Genomic DNA, 17,878 nt, shown 5'->3' on the forward strand with positions numbered 1-17,878 from the left:
ATGTTACAATTAAGAATGAAGAAAACGGCCATTATTTTTGTAATGGCTGTTGGTTTTTTAAACCAAACCCATGCCCAGAAAAAGTATCCTTACCAGGATGTAAAAACACCTGTTGAAGACAGAGTAAAAGACTTGTTGAGCCGTATGACACTTGAAGAAAAAGTACGTCAGATGGATATGTACAGAGGAGATTTTTTTAAAGAAAAAGAAGATTTCGCCAAATCTAAATCGGCAGAAAAAATTGGAAAATTAGGAATTGGAGCTATTCATGATCTTTACCCGCGTTCGGCAAAAATGATCAATGATTTGCAAACTAATGTAATAAAAGGAAATCGTTGGGGAATTCCTGCACTTATTATGTGCGAGATGCTTCACGGTTATTTAGATGAAGGAAGTACGGCTTTCCCAATGAACATCGGACTTGGAGCAACTTGGGACGTTAATGTAATGGACAAAGTTGGAAAAGTAATTGGTATGGAAGCCAGAGCGCATGGAGTTCATTTTGGTTTCGGGCCAAACTTAGATTTAGGACGCGAACCAAGATGGGGAAGAGTTGCCGAAACTTTTGGAGAAGATGCTTACTTAAATAGTGAAATTGGTTTGGCATTTATCAAAGGATTACAGGGAGATGATTTAAAATCGGATCGCTCTATTATTGCTGAACCAAAACACTTTGCGGTTCACGGTATTCCGCAGGCGGGAGGAAATTCTTCGCCAATTTTAGTTGGAGAACGTTCTGCCAGAGAAGACCATTTACCATCTTTCCAAAAAGCATTTACAAAAGGTGGTGCGTTAGGAACCATGTGTGCGTATTCTGAATTAGACGGAATTCCTTGTGCTGCCAACCACTGGTTATTGACAGATGTTTTAAGAAAAGAATGGGGTTTTAAAGGAATTGTTGTATCAGATTTAGGAGCCATTAAATATATCCAAACGACTCACAAAGTGGCTGATTCTCCAAAAGATGCTATTAGAGAAGCGGTTTCATCTGGTGTTGATATGCAGTTTTATGATTTTAGTAATGAATTCTGGCAGAATACCATTATTGAATTAGTAAATGAAAAAAAATTGACAATGGAAAATATCGACCGTGCAGCGGGAGGCGTTTTACGTTTAAAATTTTTATTGGGATTATTTGAAAATCCATACACCGATAAAAATCTGATTAAAGAGCGTTTTCATACTAAAGAAAACCAAGCCGTTGCTTTAGAAGCTGCTCAAAAATCAATGATATTGCTGAAAAATGACAATAATATTTTACCGTTGAGTAAAAGTATTAAAAATATTGCCGTTATCGGACCAAATGCAAACGCTTCAAGAATGGGAGGCTATGCTCCTAAAAATAGTGTTGGAGTTACAGTTTTCGAAGGCGTTCAGCAAGTAATGGGAAAAACTGCCAATGTAGTTTATGAAGAAGGTGTTCCTTTAATTGTGAAAGGACAAATTATTCCATCTAAATATTTATTTACTCCAGACGAGGCTCAAAACGGATTAAAAGGAGAATATTTCAATAACAGAAATCTTGAAGGAACTCCAGCATTGATTCGTATTGATAATCAGTTAGAGTTTGACTGGCCTTGGGCTCCTGGAGACGGTGTAAATGTGGATGATTTTTCGATCAGATGGACAGGATTTTTAAAATCAGATCAGGCACTTGACGGATGGTTAGGTTTAAGTTCTGACGACGGAATCAGAATGTATATCGATGACCAATTGGTAATTGACAATTGGACTAAAGGTGCGACAAGCATGGTGACGGTTCCAAAAAATATAGAAAAAGGTAAAAAATACAAAGTCCGCATTGAAATGTGGGAAGGAGGCTGGGGTGCCAGAGCGCATTTCCGTTGGAATTTAGAAAAAGTAAACTTACAGCCGGCTATCGAAGCTGCTAAAAAAGCTGATGTTGCGATTGTAGTTTTAGGAGAATCTAACGAGCTGGTAGAAGAAAACAGAGACGTTGCGTCTTTAGATTTATTTGGAATACAACAGCAATTGATCGAAGAGATTCAAAAAACGGGAACACCTGTAGTTTGTGTATTATTAAACGGTCGTCCGCTTTCTACAAACTGGATTGCAGAAAATATTCCAGCAGTTATTGAAGGATGGTTCCCAGGAGAATTTGGAGGAAGAGCCGTTGCCGATGTTTTATTTGGAGATTACAATCCAGCAGGAAGATTGCCAATAACAGTTCCAAAATCGGTTGGGCAGTTACCTATATATTACAACCAAAAACCATCTGCGATACATAAATATGTAGCAGAAAGCGAACATCCACTATATTCATTCGGTTTTGGATTGAGTTACACGAAGTTTGAATATTCAAATTTAAAAATCAGTTCTAAGGAAATTAAACCAAACGGAGAATTGAAAGTTTCTGTTGATGTTAAAAACACAGGAGATAGAGATGGGGATGAAGTGGTACAATTGTATATTAATGATGTTTACAGCTCTGTTACCACTCCGGAAAAAACGTTAAAAGGATTCAAAAGATTAAATATCAAAAAAGGGGAAATTAAAAATATTGAATTTACACTTACGCCAGATGAGCTATCTCTTTGGAACAGAGAAATGAAGAGTGTTGTTGAGCCGGGAGATTTTGAAGTAATGGTGGGCGGAAATTCGACAGATTTACTTAAAACTACTTTTAAGGTTTTGAACTAAAATCTGTAAAAAGAAATAATATGTTTAACGATTAAGAGAATTAAAAAAGAATGCTGTTGAAAAAATGGGAAATCAGTTAGATTAATTCGAAAAGAAGTTTCATAAATAAAGAGGATTAAGATTACAATTTAAACGTTTTAATCCTCTTAATTTATAAATGTATTCCCAACACCTTTTCAAAATTGTCATTTGTCGAAATTTTAATTTGTTAACAGAATGTATTCTTAAGTTTAACATGTTATTAACTCAAAAAACAACTTAATATGATCAAGAACGTACTAAAATTACTGTTTGTCATATGCTTATTTGGATTTCAAAATCTGGAAGCACAAACAACAGTAAAAGGAACGATAACAGATGCCCAAAGCGGAATTCCGATTCCGGGAGCAAATGTTATTGTTAAAGGAACAAAAACAAGTGCATCATCAGATTTTGATGGTAAATACTCAATTACGGTTCCCAATCAATCAGCAGTTTTGGTTTTCTCTTATGTTGGTTCAGCTTCAAAAGAAGTAGCCGTAGGAACTCAAACTACAATTAATGCGGCTTTAGGCGCTGCAACACAGCAATTAGGAGAAGTAGTAGTTACGGCTCTTGGTATTAAAAGAGAGAAAAAAGCAATTACGTATTCGGCTCAAAACATTTCAGTAGACGAGCTTTCAGAAGCAAGATCTTTAAACGTTGCCAACTCACTTTCAGGTAAAGTTGCGGGTCTTAACTTCTCTACGACATCAAATGGTGTTGGTTCTTCTTCCAGAATTACATTAAGAGGTAACAGATCGCTTACTGGTAACAACCAGCCTCTTTATGTAGTTGATGGTGTGCCAATTAGTAACGGAACCGGCGCAGGAAATGACAATGCTGATACAGGAGGTACCACACAGCCTGATGGTATTTCGAACATTAACCCGGAGGATATTGCTTCGATGACCGTTTTAAAAGGACCATCGGCAGCAGCACTTTACGGAACCAGAGCAAGTAATGGTGTTATCGTTATTACTACAAAATCCGGTAAAGCAGGAAAAACTTCAGTTACGTTGTCATCTAACTTTATGGCTTCATCTGCTTATGATTTAGTAAATTTTCAAAATGAATACGGACAGGGAGATTTAGGAAACTACAGTTCTTCATCTACTTCAAGCTGGGGACCAAAGTTTGACGGAAGACAAGTACCGGCATGGCAGCTAGTTCGTAATCCTAATTATGCAGGACCAGCAACTACAGATTACACAGCACAGCCAAATAACGTTCAGGATTTCTACAAAACGGGTTATAACTTAGCAAATACATTGGCTATTACATCTGGAAATGAAAAAGCGCAGGGTTATTTCTCATACACAAATACACGTGCAGAAGGTATTGTGGGAGGGAATCAATTAGATAGACACAATCTTAATTTAAGATTTACAAGTAAGCTTACAGACAAATTATCATTAGATGCAAAAACAAACTACATTGTTCAGGACATCGATAATTTATTAAAAACAGGAGAAGAATCGATTGGTACTTCTGCTTATTTACTGCCTCGTAGTATTAAATACAATGATTATAAAGATTTTGAATTTACTGACGCTGCAGGACAACTACAAAAAAATTACTTTGTAGATCAGGCCGGAACTCCTGGAGGAAATCCATTTTGGTCAGCATTACGCGACAATGACCGTCAGGATAAAAGAAACAGATTCATAGGTCTTGCTTCTCTTAAATATGATTTTACAAATACTTTAAGCTTACAAGTTAGAGGAGGTTTGGATCAAACCACCAATAAAATCATTACAAAAAAATATGCTACTGTAGAGTTTAACCAAAATGTGGGTAACTACAATGAGTTTTATGAAACAGCAACAGAATTCAATACAGATGCTTTACTTTCTTATAACGAGAAATTTGGAGATTTCTCTGTAGGAATCAATGCTGGTGCGAGTATATTAAAACAAAACAGTTCTTCATTAAGTTCCGGAGGACGTTTAGGAAAAAGAAATTATTTTGCCATGTCGAATGTGCCTGATGTGACTTCAACATCAGCAACTTCAGAAAGACAAATTAACTCTGTTTATGGTTTCTCTCAAATCGGATTTAGAAATTATTTGTTTTTAGATTTAACGGCAAGAAATGACTGGTCTTCTGCTTTACCTGCAGACAACAGATCATTCTTTTATCCTTCTGTAGGTTTATCCGGAGTTATTTCTGATATGGTTACATTACCGGAAGTTATCAGCTTTGCTAAATTAAGAGCGTCTTATGCAAAAGTGGGTAATGATACAGATCCTTATCAAACAAGCTCAAGATTAAGATATATTGGCGGTAACGGAGGTGTTTTGTTTCCACAGTCAACTGCCGGAAACCCGAATTTGAGACCAGAAATGTCTAACTCTATTGAATTTGGTGCAGATATTAGATTTTTCAAAAGCCGTTTAGGATTAGATGTTACTTATTTCCAAACCAATACAAAAGATCAAATCTTCTACATCAATACTCCGGAATCTTCGTCAAAAGAAAGAGCGATTGTTAACGGCGGGGAGATTCAAAATAAAGGTTTTGAGGTTGTGCTTACAGCAACTCCAATTCAAACAGAAAACTTTACCTGGGATATTACAACAAACTTTGCAACTTATAAATCTGAAGTAAAATCAATTTACGGAGGAAGAGACGAATTAGTTTTAGGTCAGGGAAGATTAGTGAGAAGTAAAGTGGTATTAGGTGGTGAATACGGAGATTTATATGTAAAAGGTTTCAAAAGAGATCCGGAAGGAAACATAATCGTAAACAGTGCAGGTCTTCCAATCGCAACGAATTCATTTGATGTTAGAGCTGGTAATTTTAATCCAGACTGGACAGCAGGTTTTAGAAACAATTTCAAATACAAAGATTTCTCTTTAAGTTTCCTTATTGATTTTAGAATTGGCGGTGAAGTTGTTTCTTATACACAGGCTAGAATGGCAGGTTTAGGAGTAAGTGATATTACACTTGACGGCAGAGCAGGAGGAATCGTTGTTCCTGGTGTAGTAGACAATGGTAACGGAACTTATTCGCCAAATACAACAAGCATTACAGCAGAACAATACTGGACTTCAATTGGACAAAGAGATCCGTTGGCAGAACCTTTTATCTATGATGCTACAAACATTAGATTAAGAGAACTTGTTTTAGGTTATTCGCTGCCAAAACGTCTTTTAGGTGATTCAGGTTTTTCAAGTATTGATTTCTCACTGGTAGGAAGAAATTTATTCTTCTTCGTGAATAAAGCTAAATATTTTGATCCAGAAGCAGGTGCTGGTACAGGAAACCTGCAAGGTGTAGAGTCTTTCAACATTCCTTCGACGAGAGATTATGGGGTAAATGTTAAATTTGGATTTTAATTAAAAAAAGAGATATCATGAAATATAGTTTTAATATAAAAACATTAGGAGTTGCTTTAATGGCCGTTTCTATTTTATCAAGCTGTACTAGCAACTTTGATGAAATAAACAAAGACCCTAATTCATTAATTGAAGAGGATTTGGATGCTTCAATGGCAGGACCTGCATTTGCAACAGCTCTTTATGCAGGTATTCATAACGGAGCCGGAGAAACTACAGGATATGCAGACGATCAGGGAACCTGGGGTATTGCAACAGGTATTTTATCTTCTAGTTTTATTCATTACCTGTCTTCAGGATATGGTACAGAAAGAAATAATTACAGCGGGTACGAAGCAAGAGGATGGACAAGATTTTATACTATTGCTGCTCCAAGTTTGAATTATGCTTTTAAAGCAGCTGAAGGAAATGCTGAAGCTACAGCAATTCTTAAGATTTGGAAAGTATATATGTATAACCAAATGGTAGATCTTTACGGACCAATTCCTTACTCTGAAGCGGGAAATAACAAAGAAAAGGTTCCTTATGATAGTGTTGAATCTATCTACGAAGACTTTTTTAAACTGCTTAACGAATCAGATGCAGTTTTAAGCTCTGCTTCTGTAAGTACAGTTTTAGCTCTTCAGCCAAATGACAGAGTTTACCAGGGAAGCACTGATAAGTGGAGAATTTTTGGTAACAGTTTAAGATTACGTCTTGCATTAAGAATTTCTGATATACAGCCTGCTAAAGCAAAAACAGAAGCAGAAGCAGCGGTAGCAGCCGGAGTTATGCAGAATAATGACCAAAGTGCTTATTTTGCAGTTAGCAGTATAACGCCAAACAACCTAAATATCGTTGTAGGTGGATGGGGTTACAAAATGACCGCTTCTATGGAAAGTCTTTTGCTAGGATACAGCGATCCAAGGTTACAAAAATGGTTCTCTCCAGGAAAGACTGGTTTGTACATTGGAAGACCAAGCGGAACTTTAAATAAATATTTTGATGAAAAGAAAAACGAGGATTTCTCTCCTTTCAATGAAAATGTTTTAGGATTAGGACCAAATCCGGGTTCTTCTCCATTAAGCAATACTAAAAATATAGAAATTTTCATGGCTTCTGAAAATTACTTTACAAGAGCAGAAGGTGCTTTGAACGGATGGAATATGGGAGGTTCTGCACAGTCATTATATGAAGCAGGAATTAGATTGTCTATGGCACAATGGGGAATTACAGATCCGGCAGCTATTAACAACTACATCGCTGGAACTGCATTGCCAAGTGCTCCAAATGTTAATACACTTTATCCAGGTTTAGTAACAGAAAGTATTCCGGTTAAATTGCCTGTTGCATGGTCAGCTTCTGTTGCAGATCAGCGTACACAAATTGCGGTTCAAAAATATTTAGCAATTTTCCCTGAATCCTGGGAGGCTTTTGCTGACTTAAGAAGAAGTGATGCTAAAGTTATTTATCAGCCGCTTAACACAGATAATACTGATGCAGGAGTTGGAAAAAGTCTGATAAAAAGAGTTATTTACGTTACAAATGAATATTCTTCAAACAGAGAAGCTGTTCTGGATGGTATTTCAAAATTAAAAGGTCCTGATACCGGAGGAACAAAACTTTGGTGGGATACTAAATAATTAATTTGGTGAGTAAAGACACACACACATTCTTTACTTAAAATAGCGAAAGGAGAGGAAACTCTCCTTTTGTTTTATATAAAAGTTAGATCATGCATTTAAAAAAATATAGCGCAGTTGTTTTATTAGTTTCAGTTTTTATTGCGTGTAAATCAATTCAAAACCAACCCAAAGCAGTTAATATTACTCAAGATTATATTGCCATAAATCCGGTTACAACTGCCAGTCATGCTTCAACATTAGTTGAATTAGAGCCAAATACACTTTTAGCGGCCTGGTTTGGCGGAAAATACGAAGGCGCAAAAGATGTGGGGATTTATATTTCTTCTTATAAAGAACAAAAATGGTCTGCTCCTAAAGAACTTATCAAACCTTTAGTTAAAGACGGAGACACACTGCCTTGCTGGAATCCGGTTTTGTTTAAAAGTAAAAGCCAGAATCTGTATTTGTTTTATAAAGTAGGGAAAAATCCAAGAGAATGGTTTGGTGCCATGATTGTTTCTAAAGATGATGGAAAAACATGGAGTGATTCTAAATATCTTCCAAAAGGTATTTTAGGACCAATTCGAAACAAGCCCATCGAAACCGCTCCCGGAGTTATTTTATGTGGCAGCAGTACTGAAAGTATCGACGATAATAAATGGAGAGTTTTTATAGAAACCTACACAGAAGCAACCAATAGCTGGACAATTACCGGTATTAACGACAAGAAAAATTTCGATATCATTCAGCCCGCATTTTTAGTTCATTCTGATAAAAAAATCCAGATTTTATCCCGAAGCCGGCACAATAAACTAATTTCGAGCTGGTCTGAAGACGACGGGAAAACCTGGCAGAAAACAGACATCATAAATGTAGTAAATTCAAACTCCGGAGTAGATGCGTTAACTTTATCAAACCACTCTTTTTTATTGGTAAACAATCCTTTAAAAATGGGAAAAGACTGGTTTAACGGAAGAAATATTCTTGATGTAGAATATTCTAAAGATGGTGTAAATTGGAAGAAATTATTTGATTTAGAGAATCAGAAAGAAGGTGAATTTAGTTATCCGGCGATTATTCAGACTTCTGATAAAAAAGTTCATATATTGTACACTTATAACAGAAAATTTATCAAGCATACTACATTTGATTTAAAATAAAAAAACATGAAAAAATACTGTCTTGCCTTAGACTTAAATAACCACCCGGAATTAATTGCAGAATACATCGAATACCATAAAAATGTCTGGCCCGAAATACAGAAAAGTATTAAGGATTCTGGAATCATTAATTTAGAGATTTACCATGTTGACGATCGTTTGTTTATGATTATGGAAACCAATGATGATTTTTCATTTACAGAAAAAGCAAAACTGGATGCCGAAAATCCGAAAGTCCAGGAATGGGAAACTTTAATGTGGAAATTTCAGAAAGCATTACCGCAAGCCAAATCTGGAGAAAAATGGATTTTAATGGATAAGATTTTTGAACTGAAATAGCCTTTTTATGGTACGCGGATGAAACGGATTTGTTTCCGTAAATCTGCTCGTAATTTTGGATAATTAATTAAATATGAAATTTTTACAAAACTTCAACTTTAAATTTATTTACAGTCTGCTTTTTTTGAGCCTAATTACAAATGCTCAGAACAATAAAATGGCGCAGACTTTCTACAAACACGATAAATATCTTTCTTCGGATAAATTAGAAGGTCGTTTCGTGGGAACAAAAGGAAACAACGATGCGGCAGCTTACATCAAAAAATATTTTAAAAAATATGGTTTGCAAAAGTTTAATGATACTTACGATCAGCCCTTTAAGGTATTTGTAAAAGAAGGAATCAATAAGGCAAAATCCGACAGCGTTTCGACTCAAAATGTTTTCGGCTTTATCGAAGGATGTGATGAAAAACTCAAAAATGAATTTATTGTTATAGGTGCGCATTACGATCATTGGGGCTGGGGCGGAAAAGGTTCCGGAAGCAAGAAAAAAGACACGATTGCGATTCATAACGGTGCAGATGATAATGCATCCGGGGTTTCGGCTTTGTTGTGTATTTTAGAAGAAGTTTCGAAATTGAAAATTAAACCCAAACGAAGTATTATTTTTATTTCTTTCAGCGGAGAAGAAGAAGGTTTATTAGGATCGAAATATTTCATAAATCATTTACCAGTCAAAAAAGAGTCTGTAAAAGTAATGCTCAATATGGATATGGTAGGAAGATTAAATGCCGAAAAACAAATTTATATGGGTGGTGCCGGAACTTTTCCTAACGGTGTTGAACTTATGAAAAAGCTAGGAGAAAACAGCGGACTAAATCCGATAGTTTTTGCTGGAGATGTCGGCGGTTCTGACCATGTTTCTTTCTACAAAGCTTCCATTTCCGCCATAGGTTTCCACACCGGCGGTCACCCGCAATATCACACTCCCGAAGACGATATCGATTTAATTAATTTTGAAGGCGGTGCTTTGGTTTCAAAATATATTTATAATGCTTTGGTAAGTATTGCGAATTATAATGAGGAGTTGGTTTTTATAAAGCAGGATTAGAAGTGAAAACAGCGCAAAGTCAGACATTTGCACTGTTTTTTGTTGAAGACTTTGAAAAGCGAATCAAATGTATGAGATTTTATATAGCTTTTTAAAAGACTGTTTTTTATAATTTTAAATATTGTTTAATCCTTTGCTTCCATTGTACTTTACCCTCCAATTTAATTTCTCAAGCTGTTGTTTTGAAATTTTATAAGTAATAAATTTTTTATTTATAACAACAGTTTCAATATTGTTATAAACATATTCTTTATCTTCTTTGGTAAAGAAAACAATATATAAGAAATTATCCTTAGAGGTTTCTTTCATTAGACTCTCAATAGGTTCACGAACAAGTGGCGAACTTTCATTAGAGAAAAAATTAAAACTACCACCTGCTGAACATGTAAAAAAAACATCAGATTCTTTGTCTAATAAGAGTGTAGTATAATATATATATTCTTTGCTTAAATTTATTATAACTAACTTATCTTTTACATATGAGCAAGAAGTAAATAATATTAATATAGTAAATAAAAGATTATATTTCACAGGTATTTATTTAAAAGGATTTGATGAGGTATGTGTTGAGAATTTCACCGTTCCCGCATGAAACTTTCGTCTGGATCATACTGGTAAAGTCTAGTTTTTTGATTTATAAAAAATTCGCAGAGCAATTAATTTAAGTTACAAGATTTTCATCATCAGAATGCTTACAATTTTTATATTAAATTTTTTAATTATATACGGCGGGTAAAATTTCATAAGTGAATGTGAAATCTAATTTATTACCTAATACCCAATTTTTTTTAAATTGAAATTCATAATTTCCGTTGATAAAAATAGAATCTATTTTGCGTAAATATTCATTTTTAAGTTTATTCTGTTTTTTATTCAATTTATATTTCTTAGAATATGAATAAGAAAAATTAACTGATTTATCAGTTGAATGTTTTGGCGTTGAAAATTTTAGAAAAACTACCTCAGTTTTTATTGGTACAAGAGAAACGGAGTCTTTAAAAAAGACTCGAATTGTCCCTTTTATTTGAGCTGCGTATTGGATTGTTTTATCAAAAAATGTTTTTTCTTCATTACTTAGAAACTTAATATCCTCAGTGGGTTGTCCTTGACACTTTAAATTAGTAAGTAAGAAAATAAATAAAATAAAATGTAATGCTTTCATGTATAAAATTTATATTATTGATGGATAAAATTCATTACAAACAAAACAAAAGGTCAAGTGTTTATATCGTAAAAATTATCAGCAAAAATATGATTGAACAAAACACGATAACGCCCACCATATGATTTAAATCACTATTGTCATTTTTTTTTATTGACATTTCCTCTTGGAGACCATATTTCTGAAAATGTAATAAAATCAAAATCATTATCATTAAATACAATAATTGTATTTAAGTAAATAAATCTTGTAAATGCTCCTATAATTTCAAGTAAATATCGGCCTAATATTATTTCTAGAAAATCCATTTTAGATAAATTTTTGCAATAAATAAAAAATGGTTTGAGTAAATAATTCTCAAACCATTTTCTTTCTAATTATTTATGTCGAAAAAGTCAGTCCTTTTGCTTTAAAATTGCTAAATAAAACTTGTTTAGCCGTACTTATAGTTTCTTCGGTTCTGTAGATACTGCACCAGAATTTAATTTGTAATTTGAATTTTCCATCAGAAATAGAATTGTAGTAAATCTGAGATGGTTTATCGTTGTTTACTAAAGGAAGATTCTCAAGCGAATTTAAAATAGTGGCATTAATTTCTTCTGGAGCTGCATCTCCGGTAATTTCAATGGAAATATCTACTAGTTTAAAATTGTCAGTGTAAGTCCAGTTGGTAATGTTTTGAGATAATAAATTACCATTCGGAATAATGATTTCGGCACCATTTGGAGCATTGATTTTGGTTGTTCGCAATCCCATCGATTTTACGCGTCCTCTTTCAGAACTAATATCAATAACATCACCAATTTGAATAGGTTTATCAAAAATTAAGATGATACCCGAAACGAAATTGTTTACTACGTTTTGAAGTCCAAGTCCAACACCCACACCTAATGCGCCTAAAAGAATACTCAGTTTGTCTAGAGGCATTCCAGAAGCGGCAACGGCTAAAAGATAACCCACAATCAGCACAATAAGTCTTGTAATGAGTAATTTAGAATGCTGCCTTTTGTTGATGTTTTCTTCGTTTTCGTCCTCGATTTCTCCAAAAAAGTAAGCTACATAATTTTGCAATAAATGCGCTGCCCAGACAATGATAAAAAACAATACAATATTCCCTAAAGTAAAAGTGATGCTTCCAATAGTATTCGGACGGTTTAATAATGTTCCGAAAGAAGAGCGTAAGGATTCCCAAATATTTAAATTGGAGGCAATTACAATCAGCCACATATAACTGATTACAATAATAAATGGTTTTTTCAGTGTATCAGATAAATTCTCATAATCAAAAATCTTTTCGATGCCGCGTTTTACTCGGGTTGTGTAAATCTGTAGAAGGATAATTTCCAGAATTATTTTTAAAAGAACGCTCAATGCCACAATCTGAGTAAGAGAAATAAAAGCAGTTAAGCTCAGCATATTGGAAAGAGAAACTCTTCCGAAAACATTATAAAGTATGGATAAACCATTTAGTCCAATAAAAATAATGCTGGCCCATTTAAAAAATCCCTTAATATACAATTGATCTTTTAAACTCTTAATTTGTACCAGACCATATCGGATTCCTAAAACGTTTATGATTATGAAAGAGCAGCGTTGAAATAACCCAACTTCGATAAAAAGATCCAGGAAACATAGTGCAAAAAATAATCCGAAAAGCAATAACCAGTTTCGCATTGATTTTCCAGACCAATCTTTTCTAAACAAGATTGTAAGAACACCCAATAATCCCAACTGAAGTAATTCTAAAAACAGGGCAGGGGCATACAGATTTGTTACTACGGCAATATTTAATGCAATTGCTGCTATAGGAAGAATTACGCCTCTGTTTAAATACTTAAAATTGAAAAGGGTAAGATTTTCGGCATGCCCATTAGATTTTAAATATTTCAAATTGCGTGAAATATACCAGGCCAAAAGCGCCATAAAAAAGCATAAAGTGATTAATCCACCCGCTTTATAACTTAAATAATAAGCGGCAACATTTTCCTCAATTATAATTTTTGCTTTAATGTTGTGTGATACTGTTTTTTTTGCTGTCGTATCAGTGCTCCATAAAGAAGGGTATTCTTTTTTTAGTATACTTATTCCTGATTTTTCGAGTTTTGTTTCTACAGTAGTGAGGGCGTTCGAAACAGCAATTTTATGTTCAACAGTCAGCCTTTTTTTTAGATTTAAGATTTCCTGATTTTTGGTCATCAGGCTGTCGGCTTTTAGGTATCTTTTTTTAAGATTAGCCAATTCTGTTTTGAATTGCTTTCTTAAGATAGTATCTTTAATTAAGGTAAATAAAGTTTTGTCCTTGCGTAGATCAAGAATTCTGCTTTTAATTTTTTCAAGATTTTGATTGCGTGTGTTTATCGCAGTATTTTGATCGTTTAGTTCCTGTTCAATTTCTTTTAAAACAATGCGGTACATCTGCTGATTGCGCACATTTGGATTTGCACCTTTTAAACTTGCTAATATCAAGTCAAGTTTACTTTCGGTTCTTTTAATATCCCCAAACAAATGGAATGTACTTCCTTCAAATTCAGCGTCATTCGCCGCTGATTGTAAAACATCTCCGGCTTTTTCAATTGCGATTAAATAATCGCTGTCGGTAGTAGTTTCTTCAAATAATTTGGACTTGTTTTCGTTTTTCGGCGCTGTAGTTTGCTTAGATGTCTGCGAATAAGAAAATGATGCAAAAAATAACATCATCAATAAGGCTGATAAATAGAACGAATTTCTTTTTGAATTCATAATTAATTTGGTGATTTATAAGGTCACCAAATTTAATTGTTTTTTGGAGAGGTTTGGTTTTAATGTAAGAAATTTGATCGATGGAATTAAAACATCTGCGGTTTTTAAAATAATCGCAGATGTTTTTTAGTTTTTAAAATATCAAGCAATAACCGATTTAGAGATTTTTAATGATTATCGAAAATATTTATGCATCTGCATAAATAATGTTTGCTTCTCTTGTTGTCGAAGCATAAACTAAATCTCCGTCGGGCTGTCCTGAATTTACAGTTTTCAAATGTGATGAGACAGTAATGGTACATCCTTTTTTTATGTTAAAGAAATTATTGTTATTAGCAGTCGTAGATCCTAAAGTTATTAATACAGGTAAATAAATTGACTCTATATTTGTACAGTTAGAAAAAGCATCCCAATACTCTATTTTTGTAAGTTTTGGAGCTGTAAAAGTAGTAAGCATTATATTGCTTTTAAATGTTCCAAATCCATTGGTTGATATATCACCTGTTATTGTCTCTAATTCAGGAAAGTTATAACTTGTTATATTTGAGCAGTTCCAAAAAGCTCTGCTTCCAATGTATTTAACTTGGTTTCCTGAAAAAGTTGTTAATGACTTGCAGTTATTAAAAGCATTTTGTTTGATAGTTGTAACATTATTTAAATTGTTAATACTGATTAGTTTAAAACAGTTTTCAAAAGCGCCGTCATATAAAGTAGTAACTAAACTTAAATCAATATACGTAATAGACTGGCAATTAGTAAACGCATTTATACCAATAGATGTAGTCGCTCCAACTGTAAAGTCAGATAAATTATTACAGTTATAAAAACAATATGAATATCCAGCTAGTGTTCCAAATTGATTACATAATGGAGCATAGAAAGTTTTTAAAGCGCTATTATTAGCAAAAGCGTAAGTTTTTGTAATAGTAGACAATTTGGGAGCAATAAAACTGATCATGGACGTATTTCCTTGAAAAGTACCAAACCCATTATTTGAATTTTCCCCCTCAATGATTGTTACATTTGGAAAATTATATTCAATAACTCCTTTACAATCATAAAATGCTGCTTCATTGATATAAGTGACTTCTGGCGTAATAAAATTTGTTACGGACCAGCATCCGGAAAAGGCTCTTATTCCTATCGATTTTGCTAATTTAAGCATTCCGAAATCTGGGATTTTTCGACAGTTAAAAAAAACGTAATTAGGGATTGATAATACTTTTGACAGATCAAATGATGATATTAAATTAATACAGTTAGCAAAATCATATTGCCCTAAAGAGTTAAGGCTTCCGATTGTCAAATTAACTAATTCTGTACATCCACTAAATGTTGCATTTGTTGCGTTAAGATTGACTAACTGAGGTGCATAAAAAGTTGTTAACGCAATATTATTTGTAAAGGTATAGCTTTTGGTTATTGTTGTTAATTTAGGTGCAATAAAGCTTGTCATAGCTATATTTTCCTGAAATGTTCCAAATCCATTATTCGAACCATCACCTTCTATAGTTATTACTTCGGGAAAATTATATTCAGTAACTCCTGAACACTTGTGAAATGCTGATTGATTAATATAAGAAACCTTAGGGGCAGAAAATGATGTAATCCCTTTACAACCGAAGAATGATCTGATTTCAATTGTATTAGCTGATTCAAGTATACCAAAGCTTGGTATTTTTTCGCAATTTAAAAAAGCGTAATTAGGGACTAATAATAAATTTGACAGGTCGAAATTCGAAGCCAAATTAACGCAATTAGCAAAATCGCTTTGTCCTAATGAGTTAAGAATACCAGTTGTTACGGTTGTTAATTTTGTACAACTATTAAAAGTATAACTAGTTGATTCAAAATTGATTAATAAAGGAGCGTAAAAATTTATTAATGAGGTGCAGTTATGAAATGTATAAGTACTTTTTATGGTAATTAAACTTGGCGCAGAAAAGGTGGTAAGTGATGTATTAAATGCGAATGTACCTTTAGCAGCAACAGTTAAATCTCCTATGATAACTTCTACATTTGGAAAATTGTAGCTAACAGCATTAATACAATTGAAGAATGCCTGAGAATTAATTTGTTTTACTAATCCTTCAGCATCATTAAAATAAGTTAAACTATTTTGATTGCTAAAGGCATTTGGAGCTATTGTATAACTGCCTCCAATAATGGCGCATTCAATGTCATTATTTATTATTCTAAAAAGTTTAATTCGATTTTCGGTTATGCCTAGTTTGGAAGCAAGTAATGCAGGGGTATTTATTATTGTAGCAATTCCGCCTATGTAAGTATTTATTTTATAGTTTGATTTGCCAAATATGGTATTTTGTAATAAGCCGCTCATGAAGTTTTATAATAAAAATTGTTTGTCATTTATAAGATTATATTATGCAGAACTACTATAAAAAGTTGTAAGATTAACAGTGAAATAATTTTATCATTTTTTATGTTATATAATTTACAATAGCCGATTTATTTGTAATTGCCCAAGTGAGATCAAAATCTGGAGCACCATCGTTGTTGGTCTGCATAGCAATATTTACATTTATAACAACTCCTATTTTGGCTCTTGCAAACATATTTTTATTTACAGAAGATAAGCCTCCGGTAAAAGTTGTACATTTTGGTATATCAATTATACTTAAAGCAGATATTCCAGAAAATCCATTCAAAAAACCTGAACCAAGAGATTCAACTAATGGAATAATTAACGTTGATACATTAGCATTTGAAAACAAAAAGTTGTTAGAAGTTGTTTTTAATTTTGGGATTGCTATATAAGATAAATTAGTAGCTCCATTGAAAGGAGTCGCAAGTGCTGATGTAGCATTATTAAAGCATATACGAGTAAATAAAGCATTACTGCAAAACGCAAACAAGCTATCAGAAACCACTAGGACATTATCAAAGTGGGAGTCTGAGAAACTTGGTAGACTCTTGCATCCGTTAAATGCACTATTTCCTAAATTTATTACTTTCGGAATGTTACAATAGTTTAAATTAACACTTTGAGAAAAAGCCTGTGCTTCTAAGTTTGTCAATTCTGGAGCAGAAAAACTTTGAACGAATGAATTAAATTTAAAAGTACTTTCACCCAATGTTTTTAATGCAGGAAAAGAATAACTTACACATGGTACACTCTCAAATGTTTGGAAATTTGTGTTTATGCTATTAATAGTAACAACTGAATCAGTTTGGAAAGTCAAAAGATTACTACAAAGAGAAAATGCACCATATTGAATACTTGTAATATTATTAGCTGTAAATGAATTTATTTTTGTGCCTTTAAAAACATTTATTCCTAATGTTCCTGACATATTTAATGTGATCGATCCAATAAATGAAATGCAGCCTTGGAAAGTACTGTCGCCACTTATTGTGGTGAATGCATTCCAATTAAAACTACTAGCTAATAAAGCACTGCAATTCAAGAAAGTTGAATGATGAGTAATTGATTTTAAAGCTGAAAAATCAGTGATATTCAAAGAGCTACAACTCTTAAATGCCGCATGCCCGCCTGTCGATTGCCAATTTTTAAATTTTGCACCAAATAAATTCACACAATCAGAAAACGCACTTGAACCTATTGAAATAACGAGACCATTATTATCATAATAATAAGTAATATCTGTACGCCCAGTAAAAGCATTTAAAGGAATAGAATAATTTCCTCCAATTACTGCAAATTGAATATCATCCTGAACTACTGCAAAAGATTTGATTCTAGTTATTGGTAGACCTAGTTTTGCTGCAATTAATGCGGGTGTGTTAAGGGTTGCGGAAACACCCCCCTATAAAGGTATTTG

12 protein-coding genes and 1 pseudogene are annotated in these 17,878 nt (G+C 33.4%); 6 read left to right on the plus strand and 7 right to left on the minus strand.

The window, feature by feature from the left end; all coding sequences use genetic code 11:
* The 6 genes from BKM63_RS11335 to BKM63_RS11360 all read left to right on the plus strand — a co-directional run bounded on the left by BKM63_RS11335 (window position 1) and on the right by BKM63_RS11360 (window position 10,174).
* Window positions 1-2,661, plus strand: a complete 2,661-nt coding sequence (locus tag BKM63_RS11335) for a glycoside hydrolase family 3 N-terminal domain-containing protein (protein WP_071636687.1) — start codon at window positions 1-3, stop codon at window positions 2,659-2,661.
* A 263-nt stretch (window positions 2,662-2,924) separates the two neighbouring features.
* Window positions 2,925-6,020 carry a SusC/RagA family TonB-linked outer membrane protein gene (locus BKM63_RS11340; protein ID WP_071636688.1) on the plus strand — a complete coding sequence of 1,032 codons (3,096 nt, stop codon included), beginning with the start codon at window positions 2,925-2,927 and terminating at the stop codon, window positions 6,018-6,020.
* Between the two features lie 17 nt (window positions 6,021-6,037).
* Window positions 6,038-7,642: a SusD/RagB family nutrient-binding outer membrane lipoprotein gene (locus BKM63_RS11345; RefSeq protein ID WP_071636689.1), complete on the plus strand. Its 1,605-nt coding sequence runs from the start codon at window positions 6,038-6,040 to the stop codon at window positions 7,640-7,642.
* Window positions 7,643-7,734: 92 nt separating this feature from the next.
* On the plus strand, window positions 7,735-8,784 hold the full coding sequence (locus tag BKM63_RS11350) for a sialidase family protein (RefSeq protein ID WP_071636690.1): 1,050 nt from the start codon (window positions 7,735-7,737) through the stop codon (window positions 8,782-8,784).
* A 6-nt stretch (window positions 8,785-8,790) separates the two neighbouring features.
* Window positions 8,791-9,123, plus strand: coding sequence for an L-rhamnose mutarotase (locus tag BKM63_RS11355; RefSeq protein WP_071636691.1), 333 nt, complete (start codon window positions 8,791-8,793; stop codon window positions 9,121-9,123).
* A 73-nt stretch (window positions 9,124-9,196) separates the two neighbouring features.
* Window positions 9,197-10,174 carry a M20/M25/M40 family metallo-hydrolase gene (locus tag BKM63_RS11360; RefSeq protein ID WP_071636692.1) on the plus strand — a complete coding sequence of 326 codons (978 nt, stop codon included), beginning with the start codon at window positions 9,197-9,199 and terminating at the stop codon, window positions 10,172-10,174.
* A gap of 114 nt (window positions 10,175-10,288) precedes the next feature.
* On the opposite strand, the gene BKM63_RS11365 is transcribed toward BKM63_RS11360, so the two are convergent.
* The 7 genes and pseudogenes from BKM63_RS11365 to BKM63_RS24105 all read right to left on the minus strand — a co-directional run.
* Window positions 10,289-10,705, minus strand: a complete 417-nt coding sequence (locus tag BKM63_RS11365; RefSeq protein WP_071636693.1) for a hypothetical protein — start codon at window positions 10,703-10,705, stop codon at window positions 10,289-10,291.
* Between the two features lie 184 nt (window positions 10,706-10,889).
* Window positions 10,890-11,336 carry a hypothetical protein gene (locus tag BKM63_RS11370; RefSeq protein ID WP_071636694.1) on the minus strand — a complete coding sequence of 149 codons (447 nt, stop codon included), beginning with the start codon at window positions 11,334-11,336 and terminating at the stop codon, window positions 10,890-10,892.
* A gap of 140 nt (window positions 11,337-11,476) precedes the next feature.
* Window positions 11,477-11,644 carry a hypothetical protein gene (locus BKM63_RS23630; RefSeq protein ID WP_165608764.1) on the minus strand — a complete coding sequence of 56 codons (168 nt, stop codon included), beginning with the start codon at window positions 11,642-11,644 and terminating at the stop codon, window positions 11,477-11,479.
* 73 nt (window positions 11,645-11,717) lie between these two features.
* On the minus strand, window positions 11,718-14,075 hold the full coding sequence (locus BKM63_RS11375) for a mechanosensitive ion channel family protein (RefSeq protein ID WP_071636695.1): 2,358 nt from the start codon (window positions 14,073-14,075) through the stop codon (window positions 11,718-11,720).
* A gap of 187 nt (window positions 14,076-14,262) precedes the next feature.
* On the minus strand, window positions 14,263-16,416 hold the full coding sequence (locus BKM63_RS11380; protein WP_071636696.1) for a leucine-rich repeat domain-containing protein: 2,154 nt from the start codon (window positions 16,414-16,416) through the stop codon (window positions 14,263-14,265).
* Between the two features lie 100 nt (window positions 16,417-16,516).
* On the minus strand, window positions 16,517-17,389 hold the full coding sequence (locus tag BKM63_RS11385; protein ID WP_165608765.1) for a leucine-rich repeat protein: 873 nt from the start codon (window positions 17,387-17,389) through the stop codon (window positions 16,517-16,519).
* 15 nt (window positions 17,390-17,404) lie between these two features.
* Window positions 17,405-17,827, minus strand: a pseudogene (locus BKM63_RS24105) (leucine-rich repeat protein); the annotation flags it as partial.
* Between the last annotated feature and the right edge of the window lie 51 nt (window positions 17,828-17,878).

It is taken from the genome of Flavobacterium johnsoniae (assembly GCF_001879205.1).
Classification (GTDB): Bacteria; Bacteroidota; Bacteroidia; order Flavobacteriales; family Flavobacteriaceae; genus Flavobacterium; species Flavobacterium johnsoniae_A.

What these genes read in the sequence shown, in the direction of transcription:
- BKM63_RS11335 (WP_071636687.1), top strand. Translation starts at nt 1, where the DNA reads ATGTTACAATTAAGAATGAAGAAAACGGCCATTATTTTTGTAATGGCT.
- BKM63_RS11340 (WP_071636688.1), top strand. Translation starts at nt 2,925, where the DNA reads ATGATCAAGAACGTACTAAAATTACTGTTTGTCATATGCTTATTTGGA.
- BKM63_RS11345 (WP_071636689.1), top strand. Translation starts at nt 6,038, where the DNA reads ATGAAATATAGTTTTAATATAAAAACATTAGGAGTTGCTTTAATGGCC.
- BKM63_RS11350 (WP_071636690.1), top strand. Translation starts at nt 7,735, where the DNA reads ATGCATTTAAAAAAATATAGCGCAGTTGTTTTATTAGTTTCAGTTTTT.
- BKM63_RS11355 (WP_071636691.1), top strand. Translation starts at nt 8,791, where the DNA reads ATGAAAAAATACTGTCTTGCCTTAGACTTAAATAACCACCCGGAATTA.
- BKM63_RS11360 (WP_071636692.1), top strand. Translation starts at nt 9,197, where the DNA reads ATGAAATTTTTACAAAACTTCAACTTTAAATTTATTTACAGTCTGCTT.
- BKM63_RS11370 (WP_071636694.1), bottom strand. Translation starts at nt 11,336, where the DNA reads ATGAAAGCATTACATTTTATTTTATTTATTTTCTTACTTACTAATTTA.
- BKM63_RS23630 (WP_165608764.1), bottom strand. Translation starts at nt 11,644, where the DNA reads ATGGATTTTCTAGAAATAATATTAGGCCGATATTTACTTGAAATTATA.
- BKM63_RS11375 (WP_071636695.1), bottom strand. Translation starts at nt 14,075, where the DNA reads ATGAATTCAAAAAGAAATTCGTTCTATTTATCAGCCTTATTGATGATG.
- BKM63_RS11380 (WP_071636696.1), bottom strand. Translation starts at nt 16,416, where the DNA reads ATGAGCGGCTTATTACAAAATACCATATTTGGCAAATCAAACTATAAA.
- BKM63_RS11385 (WP_165608765.1), bottom strand. Translation starts at nt 17,389, where the DNA reads ATGTCAGGAACATTAGGAATAAATGTTTTTAAAGGCACAAAAATAAAT.